This window comes from Saccharomonospora azurea NA-128, from assembly GCF_000231055.2.
Lineage (GTDB): Bacteria > Actinomycetota > Actinomycetes > Mycobacteriales > Pseudonocardiaceae > Saccharomonospora > Saccharomonospora azurea.
Genome location: NZ_CM001466.1, coordinates 1,937,251 through 1,945,815, shown reverse-complemented (window position 1 = coordinate 1,945,815; position 8,565 = coordinate 1,937,251). Strand labels below are relative to the sequence as shown.

The 8,565-nt window shown below is 69.4% G+C and carries 8 protein-coding genes and 1 pseudogene; 5 read left to right on the top strand and 4 right to left on the bottom strand.

Annotation, left to right across the window (positions count from 1 at the left end; translation table 11 throughout):
• Both SACAZDRAFT_RS23230 and SACAZDRAFT_RS23225 read left to right on the top strand, forming a co-directional pair.
• Window positions 1–183: pseudogene (locus tag SACAZDRAFT_RS23230) on the top strand (hypothetical protein); the annotation flags it as partial.
• Window positions 184–191: 8 nt separating this feature from the next.
• Entirely contained in the window at window positions 192–935 is a 744-nt protein-coding gene (locus SACAZDRAFT_RS23225) for an ESX secretion-associated protein EspG (protein ID WP_040927948.1), read from the top strand.
• Window positions 936–938: 3 nt separating this feature from the next.
• On the opposite strand, the gene SACAZDRAFT_RS08780 is transcribed toward SACAZDRAFT_RS23225, so the two are convergent.
• Window positions 939–1,709 (bottom strand): TrmH family RNA methyltransferase, encoded by a 771-nt coding sequence (locus tag SACAZDRAFT_RS08780; protein ID WP_005440721.1) that lies wholly within the window; start codon window positions 1,707–1,709, stop codon window positions 939–941.
• Between the two features lie 73 nt (window positions 1,710–1,782).
• On the opposite strand from SACAZDRAFT_RS08780, the gene SACAZDRAFT_RS08775 reads away from it, so the two are divergent.
• The 3 genes from SACAZDRAFT_RS08775 to pruA are packed head-to-tail and all read left to right on the top strand — an operon-like array spanning window position 1,783 to window position 5,406.
• Window positions 1,783–3,213 carry a WS/DGAT/MGAT family O-acyltransferase gene (locus tag SACAZDRAFT_RS08775; protein WP_005440719.1) on the top strand — a complete coding sequence of 477 codons (1,431 nt, stop codon included), beginning with the start codon at window positions 1,783–1,785 and terminating at the stop codon, window positions 3,211–3,213.
• Window positions 3,210–3,722, top strand: coding sequence for a DUF6912 family protein (locus SACAZDRAFT_RS08770; protein ID WP_005451834.1), 513 nt, complete (start codon window positions 3,210–3,212; stop codon window positions 3,720–3,722). Before SACAZDRAFT_RS08775 ends, SACAZDRAFT_RS08770 begins: the two co-directional genes overlap by 4 nt.
• 55 nt (window positions 3,723–3,777) lie before the next feature.
• Complete coding sequence (pruA, locus tag SACAZDRAFT_RS08765; protein ID WP_005440715.1) at window positions 3,778–5,406, top strand: L-glutamate gamma-semialdehyde dehydrogenase; 1,629 nt, start codon at window positions 3,778–3,780, stop codon at window positions 5,404–5,406.
• Window positions 5,407–5,484: 78 nt separating this feature from the next.
• Here pruA and SACAZDRAFT_RS08760 read toward each other — a convergent pair whose 3' ends face one another.
• The 3 genes from SACAZDRAFT_RS08760 to rsgA all read right to left on the bottom strand — a co-directional run bounded on the left by SACAZDRAFT_RS08760 (window position 5,485) and on the right by rsgA (window position 8,438).
• Window positions 5,485–6,351 carry a DUF6612 family protein gene (locus SACAZDRAFT_RS08760; protein WP_005440713.1) on the bottom strand — a complete coding sequence of 289 codons (867 nt, stop codon included), beginning with the start codon at window positions 6,349–6,351 and terminating at the stop codon, window positions 5,485–5,487.
• Window positions 6,352–6,510: 159 nt separating this feature from the next.
• Window positions 6,511–7,320 carry a hypothetical protein gene (locus tag SACAZDRAFT_RS08755; protein ID WP_005440711.1) on the bottom strand — a complete coding sequence of 270 codons (810 nt, stop codon included), beginning with the start codon at window positions 7,318–7,320 and terminating at the stop codon, window positions 6,511–6,513.
• 113 nt (window positions 7,321–7,433) lie between these two features.
• On the bottom strand, window positions 7,434–8,438 hold the full coding sequence (rsgA, locus tag SACAZDRAFT_RS08750) for a ribosome small subunit-dependent GTPase A (protein ID WP_037296170.1): 1,005 nt from the start codon (window positions 8,436–8,438) through the stop codon (window positions 7,434–7,436).
• Window positions 8,439–8,565 lie beyond the last annotated feature (127 nt).

Genomic DNA, 8,565 nt, shown 5'->3' with positions numbered 1-8,565 from the left:
GCCGGTGGCGCGGCGGGCGCACGCGGTGGCGCGGGCATGGGGCCGATGGGCGCCGCCGGAGGCCGCGGGCAGGGCGACGAGGACAAGGAACACCAGCGCGCCTCCTACCTGCAGGAGAACGACCCCGACGAAGCCTTCATCGGCGACCTCGGCAAGACGGCCCCACCGGTGATCGGCCAGTGAGCCACACCGTGGAACTGTCCGTCGGGGCCCTCGCCGCCGCCGCCGAACGCGAGGGCCTCGGCGCACTGCACATCTCGTTGCAGCCCGAGCCGATGTGGTACCCGCGCGAAGAACGCGACTCGGCACAGTCGGCGTTGCACCAGGAACTCGCGGCCGCGGGCCTGCTCGACGGTCGCGGCCGCCTCGACCCCGACTTCATCGACCTGCTGCCGGTGCTCACCAGCGCGTCACTGGAGTACTTCGGGTGGATCTCGCAGGACGACACCACCTGGAGCGCGCTCGCCGCGTCGCGGGGCATGCTCGGCGTGCTCGCCGTGCGGCGAGGCGACCACGTCACCCTCACCGCCATCGACCACACCGAACTGTCCGCCTCGTTCGTCCGCGCCCTCCCCGAAGTCGGACCCGGCGGCGGAACCCGCTGGGTGGTGCGCACCGACGATCTGCGGGACGGCTTCGAGCGGACACACCACGACCGCTCCGTCGCCCGCGTCATCGCCGAAATCAAGAAGGTGATGGAGCGGCCGACCAGCAGCGGAGGCGAACTGTACGTGGCCGACCGCGATCCCGCGGGCACCTACCGGACGCTGCGCACACCCCTGCACTTCGTCGACACCGACTGGGGCCGCTACATCAACTATCGGGTGCGGGTCGGCGACGACGAGGAGTTCTGCGTGCAACCCGCCGACCCCGGCACCGTGGTGGCGACGCTGGAGTCGCTGCGCGGACACCTCGTGGTGACGCAACGCGCGTGACGGTCACCGGCCGCGGCGGACCAGTTCGAAGGACACGACCGCCGCGGCGGCCGACACGTTGAGCGACTCCACGTCACCCGGCATCGGGATCGACACCCAGCCCGCCGCGAGGTTCGACACCGCCTCGCTCACCCCGTCCGTCTCCCCGCCCAGGACGAACGCCACGCGCGACGGGACGTCCACGTCGAACAACGGTGTGGCCTCGGCGCCGGCCCGCGAGCCCAACGCGTACACGGTGTAGCCGGACTCGGTGAGTCGCTCCACGGCTTCCTCGGCCGAGCCGCACCGCAGCACGGGCGCGCGAAACGCCACGCCCGCCGACGCTTTCACGACCAGTGGATCGAGTGCCGCCACGCCGCGCCGCGGGACCACGATCCCGGGCAAGCCGGCGGCGGTGGCCGTGCGGAGGATCATGCCCACGTTCGCGGGTGTGGTGATGCCGTCCAGGACGAGCAGCGGCGACGGCGGCGCACTGCGGTCGAGTGCGGCCGTCAGGGGCAGCATGCGCGGCGCCACGACGTCGGCCAGTACGCCCTGGTCCTGCTTCCCGTTGCCCGCGAGCACCTTCACCCGGTGCGCACTCGCGCTCTGCACGGCGACGCCACGGTTCTTCGCCGCGCGGCGGATCTCGGCGGCGGCCGGGCCACGAGCGGTGTCGGCCAGGATCACCTTGTCGACGTCGAGAGTCTCGTCGGCCAGGACCTCCAGCACGGGCTTGCGGCCGTACACGGTCAGGAAGCGGTCCTTCGGCGACCTCGCCTGCTTGTCACCCACCGGGTCAGTCTCCCATCACGGCGCGGGGGCGCGGACGGAGGCATTCGAGCCCGGATTCTGTCAGGATCGCGTCATGGCCGACCGTCTGTCCGCGCTGGATGCCTCCTTCCTCTACCTGGAGGAACCGTTCGTGCCCATGCACGTCGGGAGTGTCGCGGTTCTGCGTCGGCCGCGGTCGGGTTTCGACTACGCGCGTCTGCTCGCTCTGGTGTCGCGTCGCCTGTCCTACCTGCCTCGTTACCGGCAGTACGTGGAGTCGGTCCCGGGGCACCTCGCGCGGCCGGTGTGGGTGGAGGACGGTGACTTCGACGTCAGTTACCACGTGCGGCGCTCGGCGCTTCCCGCGCCCGGCACCGACGAGCAGTTGTTCGAGCTGGTGGCCAGGTTGCTGGCGCGTCCCCTCGACCGAGACCGCCCGCTGTGGGAGCTGTACGTGGTCGAGGGGTTGGAGGACGGCAGGGTCGCGTTGGTGACCAAGAACCACCAGGCGCTGGTGGACGGCACCGCCACCCTCGACCTGGGGCAACTGATCCTGGACGCCGAACCGACCGGATCGGACTCGGACGACGAGACCGAGGGCGCAGCACCGTGGACGGAGTGGACGCCGTCGTCCCGCCCGGGACGCGCTCGGCTGTTGCTCGACGCGATCACCGACAGCCTCCGCAGGCCGGGAGAGATCGTCGACAACGTGCGCAGCGCCGCGCGCGACCTGACCACCACGGCCGAGCGGGCGCTCGACACGGCGGGCGATGTCGCCACGACGGTGCGTTCCCTCGTGCGTCCGGCGCCGCGGAGCCCGCTGAACGCGCGGGTCAGTGGTGGCCGGGTGTTCGCGGGTGCGTCGGCGGCCCTCGACGACCTGCGTGACATCCGCCGGCGGCATGGCGGCACGATCAACGACGTGGTCTTCGCGGTCGTCACCGGTGCCCTGCGGCAGTGGCTGCTGTCCCGGGGAAGCTCCCTGGAGCAGACGGCGACCGTGCGGGCCCTCGCGCCCCTCGCAGTGCGGGCACCCGACGACGTCGGGTTCTCCTCGGTCGGCCTGCTCGACAACCGGGTCGACCCGTGTTTGGTCGACCTTCCGGTGGGGGAGCCGCATCCCGTGTTGCGACTGCAACACATCGCGCACGCCATGGCGGAACAGGTCCGTGCCAGGCGCTCGGTCGCGGCCCGGGCGATGGTGCGGGTGAGCGGGTTCGCACCCGCCACGATGTATTCGCTGGCGGCGCGGGCGGCGAACTCGCTGTCGGGACGGCTGTTCAACGTGGTGGTCGCCAACACGCCCGGGCCGCAACACCGCCTGTACGCGGGGCGGGCGCCGCTGGAGCGCATCTACCCCGTGTTGCCGTTGGCGAGGGAACAGGCGTTGGCGGTGGGGATCACGTCGTACGAGGGAAACGTCTACTTCGGACTCAACGGGGACCGCAAGGCGTTGTCCGACATCACGGTGCTCGCGGGTGCGGTGACCGAAGCGATCGAGGAACTGAAAGGGACGAACGGGTGAGGATCTACGTGCCTGCGACCATCGGCATGCTGCGGCAGTTGCTGGATGCCGAGGAACTGGCGCCCGTGGGAGGGACGGCGTTCGCGCTGACCCCGGCGCTGCGCGAGGCCTACACGAGTGGCACGACCGAGGAACTGGAGTACGCGGCACTCACCGACGCCGCGCGGGCGTCGCTGCGGTTGCTCGCGTCCGACAGCGACCCGGTGGAGGTGGGCGACAAGGAACCGCCGCGGCGGGTGGTGGTGTCGGCCGACGTCGACGACGTGACGCTGCGTCCCGACCTCGACGATTCCGTGGTGAAGGTGTCGGGTCCGGTGGCGATGACGGCGATCGCCGCCGTGCACGTGGACGCGCCGGAGGCCGAACAGGCCGTGCTGGCCGCCGCGGAGGTGATCGACGACGCGGACCTCGGGGACGAGGACGCCGAGTTGGCCCTCGGGGACGTGGAGGACCACGAGCTCGCCTGGTATGCGCTGCAAGAACTGCCGTTCCTGCTCGAACTCATGTAACCATGTCACTGCGCACCGCTCACAAGGCGGATCGATACGGAAAGCGAGACACACCATGGACGCTGTGACATCCGTTCCGGTACCGGCCAACGAACCGGTCCACACGTACGCCCCAGGCACCGCGGAGCGGGAGTCGCTCCAGGCGAAACTCGCCGAGCTGGAGAGCGACAAGCACGAGCTGACCCAGACGATCGGAGGGCGCCGCCGCATGGCGGGCGGGGACGCCTTCGATGTCGTGCAACCCCACGACCACGGACACGTCCTGGGTGTGAGCGCGCAGGCGACGAACGACGACGTGGCCGACGCGGTGGCCGCGGCCAAGGCAGCGGCCCGCGAGTGGAGCGAGCTGCCCTTCGACGAGCGCGCGGCGGTGTTCCTGCGCGCGGCCGACCTGATCGCCGGTCCCTACCGCGACACGATCAACGCCGCCACGATGCTCGGCCAGTCGAAGTCGGTGCAGCAGGCGGAGATCGACGCGGCGTGCGAGCTGATCGACTTCCTGAGGTTCAACGTCTCGTACGCGCGGCGGATCCTGGCGGAGCAGCCGAACTCGGTGCCGGGCGCGTGGAACCGCATGGAGTACCGGCCGCTGGACGGCTTCGTCACGGCCATCACCCCGTTCAACTTCACGGCCATCGCGGGCAACCTGCCGAGCTCGCCCGCGCTCATGGGCAACACGGTGGTGTGGAAGCCCACGCCGACACAGCAGCTGGCCGCCCACTACACGATGCAGATCTTCGAGGAGGCGGGCCTGCCTCCGGGCGTGATCAACATGGTGACCGGCGACGGCGCCGCTGTCAGCGAGGTCGCGTTGACCGATCCCGGTTTCGCGGGGCTGCACTTCACCGGCTCCACGGCGACGTTCAAGCTGCTGTGGCGCACGATCGCCGACAACCTCGACACCTACGGCTGCTATCCGCGCATCGTCGGGGAGACCGGCGGCAAGGACTTCGTGGTCGCGCACCCGTCGGCGAACGTCGACAAGCTGACGGCGGCCCTCGTCCGCGGTGCGTTCGAGTACCAGGGCCAGAAGTGCTCCGCGGCCTCCCGCGCGTACGTGCCGCGCTCGTTGTGGAACGGTGGGCTGCGCGAACGACTGGCCGACCTGACGCGGACCGTGGCGTACGGCGACATCACGGACTTCTCGCACTTCGGCGGTGCCGTCATCGACGCGAGGGCGTTCGCGAAGCACCGTGCGCTGCTGGAGAGCGTGCCCGGCGACCCGCACCTGGAGCTGCTCGTGGGCGGCGGGTGTGACGACAGCGTGGGCTACTTCGTCGAGCCGACCGTGCTCGTGTCGGACGACCCGAAGCACGAGGTGTTCTCCACCGAGTACTTCGGTCCCATCCTCGCCGTGACGGTGTACGAGGACGGCGAGTACGAGAACGTGCTCGACCTCGTGGACACCACGGCGCCGTACGCGCTGACCGGTGCGGTGTTCGCCGACGACCGGCAGGCGATTCAGCAGGCGCACCGCGCGCTGCGGCACGCCGCGGGCAACTTCTACGTCAACGACAAGCCGACCGGGTCGATCGTGAGCCAGCAGCCCTTCGGCGGCTCGCGGGCGTCGGGCACCAACGACAAGGCGGGCTCGATGTTCAACCTGCTGCGGTGGACGAGCCCCCGCTCCATCAAGGAGACGTTCGACGCTCCGGTCGACATCACCTATCCCCACATGGGCTGACAGCGCCGAACGACGAACGAGAACCGCCCCGGGCCGGGAAGGCCGCGGGGCGGTTCGTCCGTCGTTGGAGAAGGCCGGTCAGAAGTCTTCCAGGGGCTTGCTGCTGACCTGGTCGGCCGGGGGAGCCTCGATCGTCACCGGCTCTCCCCAGTCGTAGTAGTCCTGGGATATCGACATCGTGAGCATGTCGGGGTTGTCCCTCAGTTCGGCGGGGATCTCCTCACCGGACACCTCGGCGGCTTCCTCCAGCATGGCGCTCATGTCCATCTCGACTTCCATGCGCACGGGAAGAGCGTCGGAGTTGAGGTAGACCAAAGCCGGAATCGTTCCGAGCGATTCCATCATGGGCATCATCTCGGCCGGGATCTCACCGGACGCCTTCGCCATCTCGACCGCGTCGATCTCCAGGGTGTAGCGCGTCACCGGCCGGCCGTCGAGCGTGGTGGCTTCGCTGCTCGTGATGGTTCCGCCGGCCTCCTGGAACTGCTCCAGTGTCTTGCGCGGGTCGCTGTTCTCCAACAACGTTGCCGCCGTGCCGTCGTTCTCGAGCTCGGCGAACTCCTCGCTCAGGTCGCGCTTCACCCACGACTTACCCGGTTCGCCGAGCTCGGGAACCTTCATGTAGATGGTCTCGTCGACGATCCGCATCTCCTGCTCGCCCCCGGCCATCGACATGGTCATGCTCATGGCGATGTCGTCGGGGTCGATGCGGGTCTGCCCGGTCATCGTGAACTGCATGCCCAGCATCGTCATCTCGGCATCGAACTTGACCGACTGAACCTGCTCGGCCTTGTCTTCCACGGAGGCGACGAGCTGCTGCAGGTCGCCGAAGGTCCCTCCGCCTCCGCCGACGGACAGGCCGTTGGTGTCGTCCCCGTCGCCACCGCAGGCGGTCAGGGCCAGGGCGACGGCCATGCCGCCCGCGGCGAGAGCTAATTTGCGCACGAGAGTCCTCTCTGTCTGATTTCTCCCATCGTGTCAAGAGAACGGATCTCGAAGATCGGGTTCGTGTTACGGCTCGACGACGAATCGCACACCGGAAACGGCACAAAAAAGAACCGCCCCGAGCCGGTGAGGGCTTCGGGGCGGTTCTTCAGCTGTCGATCAGAACGACGGCATCTCGCCGACCTGGTCGGCCGGAGGCGCCTGGATGTCGACCGGGGTGCCCCAGTCGGTGTAGTTCATGACCATCTTGCCGCCGGTCGGCGCGCCGACGGCCTCCGCGACCGCGTCCATGTTCATCTCGACGCGGAGCGGCAGGTTGTCACCGTTCAGGTACAGCTCGACCGGGATCATCGTGCCCTCGGGGATGGAGGCCGTGGCCTGCTCGTCGCCACCGAGCATGCCGTCGGCCTTCGACAGGTCGAGCTCGATCGTGTACTGCGTGGCCTGCTCGCCGTTGACCTCGGTCTCCTGGGTGTTCTTGATCTCCCCGCCGGCCTGCTGGAGCTGCTCCAACGTCTTCGTCGGGTCGCTCTGCTGGCTCATCTGGCTGAAGTCCTGCCCCTGGGCGGCAGCGTCCTCGGCCGTCATCTTGATCCAGGGTTTGCTGGGGTCGGGGTTCATGCCCTCGGGCATCTTCATGTACATGACGTTGTCCACGAAGAGCATGTCCATGGACTGGCCCGCCATGTCCATGGTCATGGACATGGCGGTCTCGTCACCCGAGTAGCGCCCCTCGCCCTCGGCGGTGATCGTCTGACCGCCCATGCTCATTTCCATCGTGAACTTGGAGGAGCTGCTCTTGGCGGTCTCTTCCTGCGCCGACGCGACGAGGGACGACAGGTCGCTGAACGCGCCTCCGTTTCCGTTGCCGCCGGTCAGGGCGTCGCCGCCAGACGAGTCGTCTCCACCACAAGCGGTCAGCGCCAGGGCCAGCGCGACGCCGCCGGCAGCGAGAACAGAGGTACGCATGGAAATCCCCTCAATCGATATGAATCCTGGTGGTTCATCACTCAGACGTGACTCCCCGGCTCAGGGTTCCATGTTGTAGTTCACGAATTTCACACACCCCTGTTCAGACCACCTCAGGACTCCGTTCCGGATCGGGAGGCGAGCAGTCTGCGCAGCGACGCCAACCGGGTCGCGCGCGCGCCGTTCGAGGCGACGACGTCGTCCAGCACGCAGTCCGGGTCGTCGGGTGCACCCAGGTGTCCGCAGTGGGGCGGGCATTCCTCGGCGGCCTCGGCGAACTCGGGGAACGCCGCGACGACCTCGTCGGGCGTGACGTGCGCCAGGCCGAACGAGCGCACCCCGGGAGTGTCGACGACCCAACCCCCACCGGGCAGCGGGAGGGCGATCGCGCTCACCGACGTGTGCCTGCCCTTGCCGATGGCGCTGACCTCTCCGGTGGCGAGGTCGGCGTCGGGCACGACGCGGTTGACGAGCGTGGACTTGCCGACGCCGGAGTGGCCGACCAGCGCGGAGACCCGGTCGCGCAGCAGGTCGACGAGTTCCGACATGTCGCCGTCGTGACGGGTCACCACGAACGGGACCTTCAGGTCCGCGTAGGAGTCGAGGAGGTCGTCGGGTGCGGCCAGGTCGGCCTTCGTCAGGCACAGCACCGGTTCGAGCCCACCCGTGTAGCAGGCCACGAGGCACCGGTCGATGAACCCGGTCCGAGGGGCCGGATCGGCCAGCGAGGTGACGATGAGCAGTTGCTCGGCGTTCGCGACGACCACGCGCTCGTAGGGGTCGGTGTCGTCCGCGGTGCGCCGCAGCACGCTGTCGCGTTCGCCCACCCGCACGATCCGGGCGAGCGTGTCCGGTCGACCACTGACATCGCCCACCAGCTGCACCCGGTCGCCGACCACGATGGGCGTGCGCCCGAGCTCCCGGGCCCGCATCGCGGTGACCACGCGGTGGGGATCGCCGTCGATCGCGCAGCGCCAGCGGCCACGGTCGACGGCCACCACCATGGCCGCGACGGCGTCGGTGTGTGCGGGGCGGCGCTTGCTGCGCGGGCGTGAGCCCTTCCCGGGCCGCACCCGGACATCGCTCTCGTCGAGCCTGCGCCAGTCCCTCCCGGCCAAACCGCTGCCACCCACTTCCTCTGCACGTCGTCCGCTGTCCACCATGATCCCCCACGGCGTTCGCCACGGCCGGGCAACCGTGCCACGATGGCGAGCGGGGCCCCGGCAGCAGAGGGAAAGGGAGGCC